The sequence below is a fragment of the Caulobacter sp. 602-1 genome, from assembly GCF_003931565.1.
In the GTDB taxonomy this organism is placed as follows: domain Bacteria; phylum Pseudomonadota; class Alphaproteobacteria; order Caulobacterales; family Caulobacteraceae; genus Caulobacter.
In genome coordinates this window covers 627,091-643,171 of record NZ_RRYI01000002.1, presented here as the reverse complement: position 1 = coordinate 643,171, position 16,081 = coordinate 627,091, and the positions used below count along the sequence as shown (strand labels likewise).

Below are 16,081 nucleotides of genomic sequence, written 5' to 3'. Positions count from 1 at the left end.
GGGGATTTAAGCCCTTACGGTACTGGTTTTGGCGGCCGGAACCGGCTTAAAGGAGCCCATGAAAATCACGACTCTCACAGTCGACGAGCACCTCGCTCCCGCCGACTGCCAGACCATGGCCGATGTGCGCCAGGGCGTGGACGCCCTGGACCGGGCCCTGGTCCAGCTCCTGACCGAGCGTCAGGGCTTCATGGACGCCGCGGCCCGCATCAAGGCCGATCGCTCCAAGGTGTTCGACCGCGCGCGGATCGAGGATGTGGTGACGAAGGTCAAGGCCGCCGCCCGCGAGACCGGCCTGTCGGAAGCCATAGCCGAACCGGTCTGGCGCACGCTGATCGACCGCTGCATCGCCTACGAATATGACAGCTGGGACAAGACCAAGGGCTGACGAAAAAGCGCCCCCCCTGACGAGGGGCGCTTCCGCTCCTAGTTCCCGTCGATCATCCGGCCCAGGCCGCCCAGAATCGAGCCTTCGCCCTGGTTGCCGCCTTGATGGCTGGCGGCCTGCAGCATGCGGCCGGCCAGGCGCGCAAAGGGCAAGGACTGGATCCAGACCTTCCCCGGCCCGCGCAAACGAGCAAAGAACAGGCCTTCGCCGCCGAACAGCACGCTCTTCACGCCGCCGGCCATCACCAGGTCGAAGTCGACGCCCGGCGTGTAGGCCGCCAGACAGCCGGTATCGACGTGCAGTTCCTCGCCGGGACCAAGCGTGCGCTCGACTAGCGTGCCGCCCATCTGGACGAACACCCAGCCGTCGCCTTCCAGGCGCTGCATGATGAAGCCTTCGCCGCCGAACAGGCCGGTCATCACCCGCTTCTGGAAGTGGAGGCCGATCGACACGCCGCGCGCGGCGGCCAGGAAGCTGTCCTTCTGGCAGATCAGCGTCCCGCCCAGTTGGCCCAGGTTCAGCGGCAGGATGGTGCCTGGCGTCGGCGAGGCGAAGGCGACGCGCGCCTTGCCGGAGCCCTGGTGGGTGAAGACCGTGGTGAAAAGGCTCTCACCGGTGACCAGGCGCTTACCCGCGCCGAGCAGCTTGCCCATGAAGCCGCCGCCCTGGTCGGCAGAGCCGTCGCCGAACACGGTGGTCATCTGGACGCTGGCGTCCTTCCAGACGAAAGCGCCGGCCTCGGCTACCGCGCTCTCGCCGGGATCCAGCTCGATCTCGACGAACTGCAGGTCCTCGCCCTTGATTTCGAAGTCGATATCGTCGGCGACGCTGGCGCTGCGGGTGTGACTCCAGGGGCTGGGGGGCATGGAAAGGACTCCTCGTCTTGGGAAACACCGTTCTAGCCAACCGCCGCCCGCCGCGCCAATGAAGCATCTTTCATATGCGTCGCTCTGCCCCCGGGATCGGCCGATTGGAGCGTTGCTTTGTAGCCTCTCCTCGGTGTCGTCCGTCGCGGTCGGTCATGTCGCTGATAGGCGGATGGCCTTACCATTAGTCCGACTATTGGCGACCAAGCCCATGGCGCGGTCGTCTTCGGGACGTCGCAATGATCGCGGTTTCCCAGCAAAATCAGCGTGCAGCATCGGGCCGGCGGTGATCGCGCACTCTTCGTCGGGAGACCCGTCCGCATCCTCAGGTTTGGCCTGACCAAGAACCCCATCACCTCCTTAAGTGGCATTACCAATTATTGACAATGCGGCAAACTGGTCGGATAAGTTCGGTCAAGGGCGCCAGGTCAGTGCGCCGGGGGAGGCAATTTCATGAACCATGCTCGCAACACGTTCGCTCTTCGCGCCGCGCTGATGGCGTCGTGCGCCGCTCTGGCGGTCGGCTCGGCCGCCCAAGCCCAGGACGCCGCCGGCGACAAGAAGGCCGAGCCGGACACCGTTGAAGCCGTCGTCGTCACCGGCTTTCGTCAGGCCTACGCCAACGCCATCTCGACCAAGCGCGAGACTTTGGAAATCTCGGACGGCATCTCGTCGGACGGCCTGGGCCGTTTCCCCGACCTGAACGTCGGTGAAGCCATCCAGCGGATCCCCGGCGTCCAGATCAACCGCGAAGCCGACAGCCGCAACGCCACCATCAGCCTGCGCGGCCTGCCGGGCTCGTTCGCCCGCACCACCCTGAACGGCGGCGCGTTCGCCGACCCGATCCTGAACGGCTCGACCCCGCTGGGCGCCTTCAACTCGGACATCTTCACCGCCATCAACGTCATCAAGTCGCCGTCGGCGTCCAACCTGGCCGGCGGCCTGTCGGGCAATGTCGACCTGCGCATCAATCCGGCCCTGTCGCGCAAGGACGGCGGCTTCGCCAAGGTCTCGTACGAGTACAACGACCTGGGCAACCTCGGCAGCCCGCTGGCCTCGCTGGGCTACAACAAGCACCTGTCGGACGACTTCGCCGTGTTCGGCGTAGTGGCCTGGAAGGACGAGAAGTTCCGCCGCGACTCGATCACCGTGAACTCGTGGAACAACCGCCTGGGCTCGATCCAGGTGGGCAACCAGGCCGCCGCAGGCTCCAACCCGGTCTACGACGCGCTGATCGCCGCCAATCCGGGCGGCGTCTACTATCCCAGCCAGACCCGCCAGTTGGTGAAGTACAACCGCGGCACCACCCTGTCGGCGGCGACCGGCTTCGAGTGGCGGATCAACGACGCGTGGAAAGTCGGTGCGAACGGCTTCATCACCAAGCGCAACCTCAAGGACGCCACCAACAACATCCTTTATATCGACGCGGGCCCGGGCAACGGCTCGACCGGCGGCCTGAGCTCGACTTCGGCGGTCGCCCGCATCACCCAGATCGGCACGCCCTATATCGTTCGCCGTCCCGACGGCGATCGCGCGTACATCAACAGCTTCTCGGCCGAGAACATCAACACGTTCGACTCGATCCGCTCCGAGCCGGCCGAAAACCAGACCTGGGCGATCAACCCGACCCTTGAATTCAACAACGACACCTGGAAGGCCACGGCCAACCTGACCGTGTCGAAGGCCAAGACCCACGCCAATCAGATCGAACTGGACATCGTCCAGAACCCCTACCGCAACCTTGGTCCAGCCGGACTGAACGGCATCAAGACCTCGGTCGATGTCGGCGGCTCGGACCTATCGAACTATACGGCGATCCTGACCACGCCGCACGCCACTCACCTGCCGACCGGCGGCTTCACGATTCCGGCCACGGCGACCGCGACCACCCAGGCGGGCGCCCCCATGCCAGGGCAGGCCGCCACCGTGGCCGGCGACAAGTTCGGCGTGACCGGAACCAGCGGCGCCGCCGAAAACGAGCTCGACTCGTTCCAGCTCGATTTCGACCGCGCCCTGGACGGCTCGCTCCTCACCAACTTGCAGTTCGGCGGTCGCGCCGAGCATAACAAGTTCACCTCCACCGGATCGCGCAACTCGGCCCTGGGCGCCCTGACCCAGAACATCACACCGGACATGGCTTCGCAGCTGTCGTACGGTCGCGACTTCTTCGGCGGCAAGGCGGCGGGTCCGACAAGCAACTGGATGAACCTGGACGTGGATCGCATCCTGGCGGCGATCACCCCGGTCAACACCCAGCTCCGCAGCGCCACCAACCCGAACGGTCTGCCCGATCAGTTCGCCCTAGGCTCTCCGGGCGTTTTCCTGACACCCTACGGCGTGGTGAACAACTATACGGACGGCAACTACTGGAACAACAACTTCAGTAACGAGAACGATGTCTTCTCGGCGTACCTGACCGCGAAATTCAAGACCCAGCTGTTCAACGTCCCGGTGCGCGGCACCGTCGGAACGCGCTACGAATACACCAACAACAAGATCGTCTCGCTGAACTGCCAGAACTGCACGACCGCCCTGTCCAATCAGGCGGGACCGATCAATCATTCTCTGTCCACCCGGACAACCAAGAACAACTACGATTACTGGCTGCCCTCGGCGATCCTGGTCGCCGATCTGCGCGACGATCTGATCCTTCGCGCGGCGGCCTATCGCACCTATGTGCGCCCGCAGCCGCGCGACAACGTACCGACCACCTTCGTGCAGGTGCCGGTCGACGTGAACCCGCCAACCAACCCGGTCTATACGGTCACGCTCGGGGCGACGGACCTCAAGCCCTACACCTCCGACTCCTACGACGTCTCGCTGGAATGGTATAACCGCCCCGGCGGGCTGATCTCGGTCGCGGCCTACCGCAAGGAGATCAAGGGCTATATCGGACCGATCCTCGACGCGGCGATCCTGTGCCCCTCGAACGGCAAGATCGACGGCCTGGACGTCAATCTGGGAACGCTGACGGTCGATAGCTCGGGCAAGTGCATCAGCTCGAACCAGTTCGTCGGCTCCACCGGCGCCCTGACCAACGCCGAGGTGCGCATCAGCGGCAAGACCAACCAGTCGCCGATGACGGTGACAGGCTTCGAGTTCAACATCCAGCAGAACCTCGACTTCCTGCCGGGCTTATGGAAGAACTTTGGTGGTGCGTTCAACTACTCGTATACGAAAATCGACGGCAAGGACACGGCCGGCAACAAGATCACCTTGCCCAGTGTCTCGAAGAACAACCTGAACCTCATCGGCTACTACGAGTCGACCAAGTTCGGTGTTCGCTTGGTCTACAATTGGCGTGACAAGTATGACTTGGCCGCCGGCAACTCGTTCGTCGGCGACGCCCGCACCGTCAAGGCGCGGAGCCAGCTGGACGCCTCGGCCTCATACAACCTGACCAAGGACCTGACGATCTCGGTCGACGCCTTCAACCTGACCGACGCGACCCGATCGGAATACGAGAACGACCCGATGCTGCCGCGCCGCATCGACTACGACGGCCGCACCTATCAGGTGACCATGCGCGCCAAGTTCTAGGCGCGAGCGGATACCCTCTCCCCTGCGGGGCCGAAGTTCGCTTCGGCCCCTTTCTTTTGGCCATTATCCCTTCAGCGATCGCAGGGCCTGTTCGTGGGCGTAGGCGGCGATGTCCATGAGGGCGATGTCGAGGGCCGTCTTGACCGCTTCCAGGCTATCCCGCCCCGCTTCGCAGCGTTCGCAGACCTCGCCCAGCTGGAAGGCTCCCACCCCGCGCGCCGCGCCCTTCACCGTATGGACCGCGTCCCGCCAGCCCGGATGGGTCGGATCCAGCATCGGAGTCCACAGCGCCGCCTGCTCGCGAAACAGCGCCAGCACCTCGTCGACGACCCCGAAATCCCCCGCCGCGAACCCTTCCAGGTAAGCGAAATCCACGGCTCCGCTAATATCTCGTCTGGCCATGAAAAAAGCGCTTGCGCTCCCAAAATCATTGCGTATGTTCCGCGCCTCGCCGCCGGGGCTCGCAAGTGCTTCGGACCGTCGAATGGGTGTATAGCTCAGTTGGTAGAGCAGCTGACTCTTAATCAGCGGGTCGTAGGTTCGAATCCTACTACACCCACCATTTCCTCAAAAATCTGAACGGCTTAGAGATTTCCCCTTCGGGGACCCAGAGCCCTTTTGCGCCACTGGAACCGCCGCGCGCGCAACGCCGTCGACGGACGTTGGCCGCCGATCCAGGCCGCCAAATCTCCTCCGATCCAGGTCTTGTCAGGCCAAGCTTCCCGGGCTCACAAAAGGCCTTCCGACGCGAGCCGCGTCGCGGTGTGCTCACAGGGTTTCGAGGACCGACATGACCGCATTTCAAGACCTGGGCCGGCGCGGCTTCCTGACCGGCGCCGCGGCGAGCGCGGCCGCGATGGGCGCGCCGGCGTGGGCGCGGCAGGCGAGCGTCAAGAAGATGACCGACGGCGTCGCCCTGATCGGCCCGGCCGAGCGGCAGGCGCGGCTGGAACGCGCCCAGGCCCTGATGGTCAAGCTGGGCCTGTCGGCGATCGTCACCGAGCCGGGCTCCTCGATGGACTACTTCACCGGCGTGCAATGGAGCCGCAGCGAGCGGCCGTGCCTGGCGATCATTCCGCGCGAGGGCCAGGTGGGCATGGTCGTGCCGAAGTTCGAGGAACCTTCGATCCGCCAGAGCCTGGGCGTGCCTGCCGAGGTCCGCACCTGGGAGGAGGACGAGAGCCCCTACGCGATCGCCGCCGGACTGCTGGCCGACCGCAAGCTGGCGGCGGGCAAGATCGGCGTCGAGGAGACGATCCGCGCGTTCATCGTCGACGGCCTGACCGGCGCCCTGCCCTCGGCCCAGGTCGTCTCGGGCGCGGCGGTGTTCCGCGGTTGCCGGATGATCAAGTCGCCCGCCGAACTGGCCCTCATGCAGGTGGCCGCCGACATCACCGTGGCGGCCCTGCGCCACACCCACGCCAATGTCAGGGCCGGCATGGGCCCCAAGGATATCGGCGCCCTGATGGCCGAGTTCACCGTGAAGCAAGGCGCGCGGGTCAGCTTCAACCTGATCCTGATCGGCGAGGCCAGCGCCTACCCGCACGGCTCGCGCCAGCCCCAGGTGCTGGGCGAGGGCCAAATCGTGCTGATGGACTGCGGCTGCAATGTCGGCGGCTACGAGTCGGACATCTCGCGCACCTTCGTGTTCGGCGAGCCCACCGCCCGCCAGCGCAAGGTCTGGAACGACGTGGCGCGCGGCCAGCAGGTGGCCTTCGAGGCCGCCCAGATCGGCGTCGAGGCTGGTTCAGTCGATCGCGCCGTTCGCGCCTACTATGACAGCCTCGGCTGGGGCCCGCGCTACAAGCTGCCCGGCCTGTCGCACCGCACCGGCCACGGCATCGGCATGGACGGCCACGAGCCGGTGAACTTCGTGATGTCCGAAACGACGAAGCTGGCGCCGGGCATGTGCTTCTCGGACGAGCCGGGCATCTACATTCCGGGCGAGTTCGGCGTGCGGCTGGAAGACTGCATCCACATGACGCCGAAGGGGCCGCAATGGTTCAGCGAGCCCCCGACGACGCTCGACAAGCCGATGGGCTGATCGGGGCCTTTGCGGGCTTCGCGCAATGTGGCGGCAATCCGACGCATAAGCGGAGCCATATCGAGGCTCGATCATTTCAGATCTGCAAACCGGCGCACATGTTCGACCTCTAGGGACTTAGCGTCCGTCTGCTCACGACGGCGCGTTCCCTTGGGCGGCCAGTCGCCGCCCGCTCACGCCGCGCCGCGCGCGGCCGTTCGAAGGCTGACGATGACTGACTTTCACGCCCCGCGTACGCCCCCGCGCCGCCGGACGCTGATCCTCGGCGGACTGATCGCGATCCTGGCCCTGGCCGGCGTGGTCTGGTTGTCCTGGACTCTGCTGCACGGCGACAAGAGTGGCGAAGGCGGTCCGGGCGGCGGATTCGGTGGCGGCGGTCGTCGCGGTCCGGCCAGCACGGTGGCGGTGGCCACGGCCAGCGCGACGGATCTGCCGATCGTCATCGAGGCGCTGGGCACGGTGAAGCCGGCCGCGACGGTGACGGTGCGCCCGCAGGTCGGGGGCACGATCACCCAGGTGATGTTCCGCGAAGGCCAGGTGGTCCAGCGCGGCCAGGCTCTCGTTCAGATCGATCCTCGTCCCTACCAGATGGCGCTGCTGCAGGCGCAGGGCAATCTCACCCGCGACCAGGCCCAGCTCACCACCGCCAAACTCACCCTGAGCCGCTATCAGACCCTGCTGGCCCAGGACTCGATCGCCCGCCAGGAAGTCGACAATCAGGCCGCCACGGTCAAGCAGCTGGAAGGCACGGTCATGGCCGACCAGGCGGCCGTCGGCACGGCGCGTCTGAACCTGGGCTTCGCCCGCATCGTCGCGCCCGTCTCGGGGCGCGTGGGCCTGCGCGTCACCGACGTGGGCAACTATATCGGCGCGGGTGACGCCAACGGCGTGGCGGTGATCACCACCGTCTCGCCGATCGATGTCGAGTTCACCGTCCCGCAGGACGACGTCCCGCGCATCGCCGCCCGCCAGGGCCGCGCTAATCTGCCCGTCATCGCGCTGGACCGCACCCGCACCCAGACCCTGGATCGCGGGTCGTTCTCGACGCTCGACAATATCGTGGACACCGGCACCGGCACGGTGAAGGCCAAGGCCCGTTTCCCGAACAGCGGAAACACCCTGTTCCCCAGCCAGTTCGTCAATGTCCGCATGGAGCTGGACACCATCAAGGGCGCGATCGTCGTGCCGGCCACGGCCGTGCGCCAGGGGGGCGACGGCGCGTTCGTCTGGCTGCTCAACGCCGACCAGACCGTCTCGAAGACTCCAGTAAAGACCGGCCAGGCGACGGGCGTCCAGGTGCAGATCACGCAAGGCCTGAAGGTCGGCGACAAGGTCATCACCGAGGGCGGCGACCGCCTGCGCGACGGCGGCAAGGTGCAACTGCCGGGCGCCAAGCCGGCGGGGCAAGGCAAGGGCGACGGCAAGGCCCGTCGCCAGCGCCAGCAGCGTCCGGAATAGTCGGGCCCCGCCGCGATGAACCCCTCGCGCCCCTTCATCCAGAGGCCGGTCGCCACGGCTCTGTTCATGGCGGCCATCGTCCTGGCCGGCCTGGTCGGCTTCCGGTTGCTGCCGCTGTCGGCCCTGCCGCAGGTCGACTATCCCACCATCCAGGTCCAGACCCTGTATCCCGGGGCCAGCCCCGAGGTGATGAGCCAGACCGTCACCGCCCCGCTGGAGCGCCAGCTGGGCGAGATGTCGGGCCTGGCCCGGATGAGCTCGGTCAGCACGGCCGGGGCCTCGGTCATCACCCTGCAGTTCAATCTCGGCGAGACGCTGGACGTCGCCGAGCAGGAGGTGCAGGCGGCCATCAACGCCAGCAGCTCGCTGCTGCCGGCCGACCTGCCCGCCCCGCCGATCTACGCCAAGGTCAACCCGGCCGACGCGCCGGTCCTGACCCTGGCGATCACGTCGGACACCATGCCGCTGACCGAGGTGCAGAACCTGGTCAACACCCGCCTGGCCCAGAAGATCAGCCAGGTCTCGGGCGTGGGCCTCGTGTCGCTGTCGGGCGGCCAGCGACCCGCCATGCGCATCCAGGCCGACACCCAGGCCATGGCCAGCTACGGCCTGACCCTGTCGGACGTGCAGACCGCGATCAGCGCCGCGAACGCCAACAGCGCCAAGGGCAGCTTCGACGGTCCGACGCGCAGCTACACGATCAACGCCAACGACCAGCTACTCAGCGTCGACGACTACAAGAACCTGATCGTCACCTATAAGGACGGCGCGCCGATCCGCCTGTCGAACATCGCGCAAGTGGTCGAGAGCGCCGAGAACACCCGCCTGGGCGCCTGGGCCGGCAAGACCCCGGCGATCATCGTCAACGTCCAGCGCCAGCCCGGCGCCAACGTCATCAAGACCGTCGACGCCATCAAGGCCAAGCTCCCCGAGCTTCAGGCCGGCCTACCCGCCACCCTGGACGTCCAGGTCCTGGCCGACCGCACCACCGGCATCCGCGCCTCGGTGCACCATGTCGAGATCGAGCTGCTGCTGGCTGTGGCGCTGGTGGTGCTGGTGATCTTCTTCTTCCTGCACAGCCTGCGCGCCACGGTGATCGCCAGCCTGGCCGTGCCGATCTCGCTGATCGGCTCGTGCGGGGTGATGTATCTGATGGGCTTCAGCCTCAACAACTTGAGCCTGATGGCCCTGACCATCGCCACCGGCTTCGTCGTCGACGACGCCATCGTGATGATCGAGAACATCACCCGTCACCTGGAGAAGGGCGAAAAGCCGATGGAAGCCGCGCTGAAAGGCGCGAAGGAGATCGGCTTCACGATCATCTCGCTGACCATCTCGCTGATCGCCGTGCTGATCCCGCTGCTGTTCATGGGCGACGTGGTCGGCCGCCTGTTCCGCGAGTTCGCCATCAGCCTGGCCATCACCATCCTGATCTCGGCGGTCGTCTCCCTGACCCTGACGCCCATGCTGTCGGCCCGCTGGCTGAAGCCGCACGAGGGCGAAGAGGCCAAGGGGATCGGCAAGAAGGCCCAGGACCTGTTCGCCAAAGTCGAGGCTCGTTACGAGATCGCCCTGAATTGGGTGCTGGAGCGCCAGGTGGCGACCCTGGTGGTCGCCGTGGGCACGCTGGTCCTCACCGGGCTGCTCTACCTGATCATTCCCAAGGGCCTGTTCCCCACCCAGGACACCGGCCAGCTGCAAGCCCGCACCGAGATGGCCCAGTCGGTCTCCTATGACCGCATGGCGGCCCTGCAGCAGCAAGCGGCCGAGGCGATCCTGGACGATCCGGCGGTCGAAAACGTCGCCTCGTTCATCGGCGTCGACGGCGCCAACAACGCCATGCTCCACACCGGCCAGATGCAGATCAACCTGAAGGCCGACCGCTCCGGCTCGCAGGAGAAGATCATGCAGCGGCTGCGCGAGCGCGTGGCCAATGTGCCGGGTGTGACGCTGTACCTGCAGCCCACCCAGGACCTGACCATCGACGCCGAGACGGGCCCCACCCAGTACCGCCTGTCGCTGGAAGGCGCCGACACCGCCACGATCAAGGAATGGGCCGGCAAGCTCACCGCCGAACTGGCGAAGGTGAAGGCCGTCCGCAACGTCTATTCCGACGCCTCGGCCACCGGCCAGGCGGCCTATGTCGACATCGATCGCGACACCGCCGCGCGCCTGTCGATCACCGCTTCCGACGTCGACGACGCCCTCTACAGCGCCTTCGGCCAGCGGATCGTCTCGACGATCTTCACCGAGACCAACCAGTACCGGGTGATCCTGGAGGCCAAGCCCGGCGTTCTGGTCGACCCGACCACCCTGGGCAATCTGAACCTCAAGACCGGCGGCGGCTCCCCCACCCCGCTCGCGGCGTTCTCGACGATCAAGACCCAGCAGTCGCCGCTGCAGGTCACCCACGTCGCCCAGTTTCCAGCCACCACGATCGGCTTCGACACCGCCCCCGGGGTCTCGCTGGGCCACGCGGTCGACGAGATCCGCAAGGCCATGACCCGGATCGAGATGCCGGTCGCCGTCACCCACACCTTCCTGGGCGCGGCCGGAGCCTACCAGAACTCGCTATCAAACCAGCTGTGGCTGATCCTGGCCGCCGTGGTCTGCGTCTACATCGTGCTGGGCGTGCTCTATGAGAGCTACGTCCACCCTCTGACCATCCTGTCGACCCTGCCTTCGGCGGGCGTCGGCGCGCTGCTGGCCCTGTGGATCACCGGCAACGACCTGGGCGTGATCGGGATCATCGGCATCATTCTCCTGATCGGCATCGTCAAGAAGAACGCGATCATGATGATCGACTTCGCCATCGAGGCCGAGCGCGAGGAAGGCAAGAGCCCGCGCGACGCCATCTTCCAGGCGGCCATCCTGCGCTTCCGGCCGATCCTGATGACCACCCTGGCGGCCTTGTTCGCGGCCATTCCGCTGATGCTGGGCTTCGGTGAAGGCGCCGAACTGCGCCGCCCGCTGGGCATCGCCATCTTCGGCGGCCTGCTGCTCAGCCAGCTCCTGACCATGTTCACGACCCCGGTCGTCTATCTGGCCTTCGACCGCCTGGCGCCGACCGCCAGGCGCGAGCGCCGCAATGACGGCCCGCACCCCGATCGCATCGATCCCGAGCCGATCCCGGGGGCGCCCTCGTGAACCTGTCGGGACCCTTCATCCGGCGGCCGGTCGCCACCATCCTGCTGACCATCGGCCTGGCGATGGCAGGCATCGCGGCCTTCTTCGTGCTGCCGGTCTCGCCCCTGCCGCAGGTGGATTTCCCGACGGTCTCGGTGTCGGCCAACCTGTCTGGGGCCAGCCCCCAGACCATGGCCTCCAGCGTCGCCACCCCGCTGGAACGGCGGCTGGGTACGATCTCCGGCGTCAACGAGATGACCTCGCAGAGCTCGACGGGCTCGACGCGGATCACCCTGCAGTTCGACCTCAACCGCCAGATCGACGGCGCAGCGCGCGAGGTGCAGGCCGCGATCAACGCCGCCCGCGCCGACTTGCCCGCGACGCTGCGCAGCAACCCGACCTATCGCAAGGCCAATCCGTCCGACTCGCCGGTGATCATCCTGGCCCTGACCTCGGACTCAAAGACGCCCGGCCAGATCTATGACGCGGTCTCCAACGTCGTGGCCCAGCGCCTGGCCCAGGTCAGCGGCGTCGGCGACGTCGAGATCGGCGGCGGTTCACTGCCGGCTGTCCGCATCTCGGCCAACCCGTTCCTGCTGAACCAGTACGGCGTCGCCATGGAGGACGTCCGTGCGGCGATCCAGTCGGCCAACGCCAACCGTCCCAAGGGCGCGCTGGAGGGCAACGGTCAGCGCTACCAGATCTATACGACCGGCGCGGGCCGCAAGGCGGCCGACTATGCCGGCCTCGTGGTGGCCTGGCGTAACGGCGCGCCGATCCGCCTGTCGGACGTCGCGCAAGTCACCGACAGCGTCGCCGACACCCGGACGCTCGGCCTGTTCAATGGCAAGCCGTCGATCATCGTCCTGATCACCGCCCAGCCGGGCGCCAACATCATCGAGACGGTCGACAGCGTCCGCGCCGTCCTGCCAGAGCTTCGCGCCCAGCTGCCCTCCGACATCACGGTCGACGTCGCCAGCGACCGCACCAATTCGATCCGCGCCTCGCTGCACGAGATCGAGGTCACCCTGCTGATCTCGATCATCCTGGTCATCGTGGTGGTCAGCGTCTTCCTGCGCAGCGCCCGCGCCACCTTCATTCCCGCGGCGGCGACCATCGTCTCGCTGCTGGGAACGTTCGGGGTCATGTACCTGCTGGGCTTTTCCCTCAACAATCTCAGCCTGATGGCGATCACCGTCGCCACCGGGTTCGTGGTCGACGACGCCATCGTCGTGCTGGAGAACACCGCCCGCCACATCGAGAAGGGCATGGACCGCTTCGCGGCGGCCCTGCTGGGCGCGCGCGAGGTCGGGTTCACCGTGCTGTCGATCAGCATCTCGCTGGTCGCCGTCTTCATCCCGCTGCTGTTCATGGGCGGCCAGGTCGGGCGTCTGTTCCGCGAGTTCGCGGTCACCCTCTCGGCGGCGGTGCTGATCTCGCTGGTCATCAGCCTGACCACCACGCCGATGATGTGCGCCTACCTGCTGCGCCCCGAGAAGAAGGACAAGGAAGGCCGCCTGTCCCGCTTCTTCGAGACGGCGTTCAACCGCGTCCACAAGACCTACGAGCACAGCCTGGACTGGGCGCTGCACGCCAAGCCGCTGGTCATCGCCCTGCTGGTGGCCGTGATCGCCATGACCGCCTGGCTCTATATCGCCGTCCCCAAGGGCTTCTTCCCGCAGCAGGACAGCGGCCAGTTGATGGCCGGCATGCGCGCCGACCAGTCCGTCTCGTCCCAGGCCATGCAGAAGAAACTGCGCCAGGTGGTCGGCATCATCCACAAGGATCCCGCCGTCGACACCGTGGTTGGCTTCACCGGCGGCGGCCGCGCGGGCGGCGGCTTCATGTTCGTGAACCTCAAGCCGATCGGCGAGCGTAAGGAGAAGGGCTCGGCCGTCATCGCCCGCCTCCGGCCGCAGTTGCAGCGCGTGACCGGAATCAGCGTGTTCCTGAACCCGGTGCAGGACCTGCGCATGGGCGGCCGGCAGAGCAACTCGACCTACCAGTACACCCTGACCAGCGACAACAGCGCCGCTCTGAAGGAGTGGGCCGCCAAGCTGGCCGAGGCGATGAAGGCGCGCAGCGACGTGCTGACCGACGTCGATTCCGACCAGCAGGAGAACGGGGTCGAGACCCTGGTAACCATCGACCGCGACAGCGCGTCGCGGCTGGGGATCACCCCCCGGGCCGTCGACAACGCGCTCTACAACGCCTTCGGTCAGCGTCAGGTCGCGACCATCTACGAGGACGTCAATCAGTACGCCGTGATCCTGGAGTGGCAGCAGAAGTTCGCCCAGGGACCCGAGGCGCTGAACGACGTGCACGTGCCGACGCGGCCGTCCGGGACGGCGAAGGCCACCGGTCCAAGCGTCAATCCGGCCCTGCGCGACCAGTCGACCGGCTCGGCCCTGAACACCTCGGCCACCGCCATGACGCCGCTGTCCGCCATCGCCAGCGTCGCCCAGAACGCGACCCCGACCTCGGTCAACCACCAGAACGGCGAGCTGGCCACCACGGTCTCGTTCAACCTGGCGGACGGCAAGTCGCTCAGCGACGCCCAGGTCGCCGTCGCCCAGGCCGAGGCCGAGATCGGCATGCCGACCTCGGTGCGCGGCAGCTTCCAGGGTCAGGCCCGCCAGGCCAACGACCAGATGAAGCAGCAACCGCTGCTGATCCTGGCCGCCATCGTGGCGATCTACATCGTGCTGGGCATCCTCTACGAGAGCTACGTCCATCCGATCACGGTGCTCAGCACGTTGCCCGCCGCCGGCGTCGGGGCGGTAGTCGCCCTGCTAATCTTCAAGATGGAGTTCTCGATCATCGCGCTGATCGGCGTGTTCCTGCTGCTGGGCATCGTCAAGAAGAACGCCATCCTGATCATCGACTTCGCCCTGGACGCCCAGCGCAGCCGGGGCCTCTCCGCCCAGGAAGCCGTGCGCGAGGCCAGCCTGCTACGCTTCCGCCCGATCCTGATGACCACCTTGGCCGCCGCCCTGGGCGCCCTGCCCCTGGCCATCGGCTTCGGCGAAGGCGCCGAGCTGCGCCGCCCGCTGGGCGTGGCCATCATCGGCGGCCTGATCGCCAGCCAGCTGCTGACCCTGATCACCACCCCCGTGGTCTATGTCTATCTCGACCGCCTGCGCGGGAAGACGCGCAAGGACGAGCGGCATCTGACCCACCACCCGACCGCGCCGGAGCCCGCTCGATGATCCGCCTTTCGCGCCTGATCGGCGCCGCCTCGCTCCTCGCCCTCGGCGCCTGCTCGATGACGCCGGCCTACGAGACGCCCGCGCTGAAGTCTGCGCCGCCAGCTCAGTTCAAGGCCCTGGAAGGCTGGAAAACCGCCACGCCGTCCGACCATCTGGATCGCGGCGACTGGTGGACCCTGCTGGGCGATGCGCAGCTCAATGCCCTGGCCGAGCGCGTGAAAGTGGACAACCAGACCATCGCCCGCGCCGAGGCGGCCTATCGCCAGGCCCGCGCCCTGGTCCGCGAGCAGCGCGCCAGCCTGTTCCCGACCGTCGACTTATCGGGCTCGGCCACCAGGTCGGGCGGAGGCGGCACCAAGACCACGACCTCCGTCGGCGGCGCCACCCGCGCCGGCGACACTCAGCGCTATCAGGTCGGCATCGGCGCCAGCTGGGAGCCCGACGTCTGGGGCCGCATCCGCGCCGGGATCAGCGGCGCCAAGTTCAGCGCCGAAGCCAGCGCCGCCGACCTCGCCGCCGCCCAGCTCTCCGCGCAAGGCGAGCTGGCGACCAGCTATCTGGGCCTGCGCCGCGCCGACGCCGAGATCGCCATGGTCCGGGCCACGGTCGAGGGATACCAGCGCAGCCTGCAGATCACCACCAACCGCTACAACGCCGCCATCGCGCCCAAGTCCGACGTACTGCAGGCCCAGGTCCAGCTGGCCAACGCCCAGTCGACGCTGGAGGGTCTGGTCCAGGATCGCGCGACCTTCGAGAACGCCATCGCCGTGCTGGTCGGCGAGCCCGCCAGCAGCTTCCGCATCGCCGCCGTCAGCGACTGGAAGCCGGTCGTGCCGGAGATCCCGATCGGCGTGCCGTCGACCCTGCTGGAGCGTCGCCCCGACGTCGCGGCCGCCGAGCGCCGCGTCGCCGCCGCCAATACCGACATCGGCGTAGCCCGGGCGGCCTTCTTCCCGACCTTCAGCCTGTCGGCCAACGGCAATTCGACCTCCAGCGTCCTGGGCGATCTGCTCACGACCTCGGCCAACACCTGGTCGCTGGGCCTGTCGGCCGCCCAGACCCTGTTCGACGCCGGGGCCCGTAGGGCCAGGGTCGCGCAGTCGCGCGCGGCCTATGACGCCACCGCCGCCGATTATCGCCAGACGGCTCTCCAGGCCTTCGAGGACGTCGAGAACCAGCTGGCCGCCACCCGCGCCCTTGAACGGCAATACGCCCTGCTGCTGACCGCCTCCCAGGCCGCCGACCAGACCGAGCAGATGCTGCTGAACCAGTATAAGGCCGGTCAGGTGGCCTATACCGACGTCGTCGCGGCCCAGGCCTCGGCCCTGTCGGCGCGGCGGACGCTGTTGCAGACGACAGTGGCGCGTCAGACAACGGCGGTGGCGTTGGTCCAGGCCCTGGGCGGCGGCTGGCGCTGAAAACTTGTTGAGGCTGGCGCCTCGCGACTCTA

At 67.2% G+C, this 16,081-nt stretch carries 9 protein-coding genes and 1 tRNA gene; 8 read left to right on the top strand and 2 right to left on the bottom strand.

The genetic code is table 11. From position 1 onward, the window contains the following. Window positions 1-58: 58 nt before the first annotated feature. Complete coding sequence (locus tag EIK80_RS07605; RefSeq protein ID WP_125156352.1) at window positions 59-388, top strand: chorismate mutase; 330 nt, start codon at window positions 59-61, stop codon at window positions 386-388. Between the two features lie 38 nt (window positions 389-426). Here the strand turns inward: EIK80_RS07605 and EIK80_RS07600 are convergent, their stop codons facing one another. Next, complete coding sequence (locus EIK80_RS07600; RefSeq protein ID WP_125156351.1) at window positions 427-1,254, bottom strand: TIGR00266 family protein; 828 nt, start codon at window positions 1,252-1,254, stop codon at window positions 427-429. Window positions 1,255-1,707: 453 nt separating this feature from the next. Here EIK80_RS07600 and EIK80_RS07595 point away from each other — a divergent pair, with 453 nt between their 5' ends. Then, window positions 1,708-4,794 carry a TonB-dependent receptor gene (locus EIK80_RS07595; protein ID WP_125156350.1) on the top strand — a complete coding sequence of 1,029 codons (3,087 nt, stop codon included), beginning with the start codon at window positions 1,708-1,710 and terminating at the stop codon, window positions 4,792-4,794. Between the two features lie 63 nt (window positions 4,795-4,857). Here the strand turns inward: EIK80_RS07595 and EIK80_RS07590 are convergent, their stop codons facing one another. Next, window positions 4,858-5,196: an Hpt domain-containing protein gene (locus EIK80_RS07590; protein ID WP_125156349.1), complete on the bottom strand. Its 339-nt coding sequence runs from the start codon at window positions 5,194-5,196 to the stop codon at window positions 4,858-4,860. 84 nt (window positions 5,197-5,280) lie between these two features. Here EIK80_RS07590 and EIK80_RS07585 point away from each other — a divergent pair. From EIK80_RS07585 to EIK80_RS07560, 6 genes are all read left to right on the top strand, one after another. Further along, window positions 5,281-5,356, top strand: a tRNA-Lys gene (locus EIK80_RS07585). A 228-nt stretch (window positions 5,357-5,584) separates the two neighbouring features. After that, window positions 5,585-6,838, top strand: coding sequence for a Xaa-Pro peptidase family protein (locus EIK80_RS07580; protein WP_125156348.1), 1,254 nt, complete (start codon window positions 5,585-5,587; stop codon window positions 6,836-6,838). A gap of 210 nt (window positions 6,839-7,048) precedes the next feature. Next, window positions 7,049-8,296, top strand: a complete 1,248-nt coding sequence (locus tag EIK80_RS07575; protein ID WP_125156347.1) for an efflux RND transporter periplasmic adaptor subunit — start codon at window positions 7,049-7,051, stop codon at window positions 8,294-8,296. Window positions 8,297-8,311: 15 nt separating this feature from the next. After that, window positions 8,312-11,443 carry a multidrug efflux RND transporter permease subunit gene (locus EIK80_RS07570; RefSeq protein ID WP_125156346.1) on the top strand — a complete coding sequence of 1,044 codons (3,132 nt, stop codon included), beginning with the start codon at window positions 8,312-8,314 and terminating at the stop codon, window positions 11,441-11,443. Further along, window positions 11,440-14,631, top strand: a complete 3,192-nt coding sequence (locus tag EIK80_RS07565; protein ID WP_125156345.1) for an efflux RND transporter permease subunit — start codon at window positions 11,440-11,442, stop codon at window positions 14,629-14,631. The genes EIK80_RS07570 and EIK80_RS07565 overlap by 4 nt, the downstream gene beginning before the upstream one ends. Continuing rightward, window positions 14,628-16,049: an efflux transporter outer membrane subunit gene (locus tag EIK80_RS07560; RefSeq protein ID WP_125156344.1), complete on the top strand. Its 1,422-nt coding sequence runs from the start codon at window positions 14,628-14,630 to the stop codon at window positions 16,047-16,049. Before EIK80_RS07565 ends, EIK80_RS07560 begins: the two co-directional genes overlap by 4 nt. The last annotated feature ends 32 nt before the right edge of the window (window positions 16,050-16,081 follow it).

Excerpts from the sequence above, each read along its gene's own strand:
- EIK80_RS07605 (WP_125156352.1), top strand. The coding sequence starts at position 59 with ATGAAAATCACGACTCTCACAGTCGACGAGCACCTCGCTCCCGCCGAC.
- EIK80_RS07570 (WP_125156346.1), top strand. The coding sequence starts at position 8,312 with ATGAACCCCTCGCGCCCCTTCATCCAGAGGCCGGTCGCCACGGCTCTG.
- EIK80_RS07600 (WP_125156351.1), bottom strand. The coding sequence starts at position 1,254 with ATGCCCCCCAGCCCCTGGAGTCACACCCGCAGCGCCAGCGTCGCCGAC.
- EIK80_RS07595 (WP_125156350.1), top strand. The coding sequence starts at position 1,708 with ATGAACCATGCTCGCAACACGTTCGCTCTTCGCGCCGCGCTGATGGCG.
- EIK80_RS07560 (WP_125156344.1), top strand. The coding sequence starts at position 14,628 with ATGATCCGCCTTTCGCGCCTGATCGGCGCCGCCTCGCTCCTCGCCCTC.
- EIK80_RS07575 (WP_125156347.1), top strand. The coding sequence starts at position 7,049 with ATGACTGACTTTCACGCCCCGCGTACGCCCCCGCGCCGCCGGACGCTG.
- EIK80_RS07580 (WP_125156348.1), top strand. The coding sequence starts at position 5,585 with ATGACCGCATTTCAAGACCTGGGCCGGCGCGGCTTCCTGACCGGCGCC.
- EIK80_RS07590 (WP_125156349.1), bottom strand. The coding sequence starts at position 5,196 with ATGGCCAGACGAGATATTAGCGGAGCCGTGGATTTCGCTTACCTGGAA.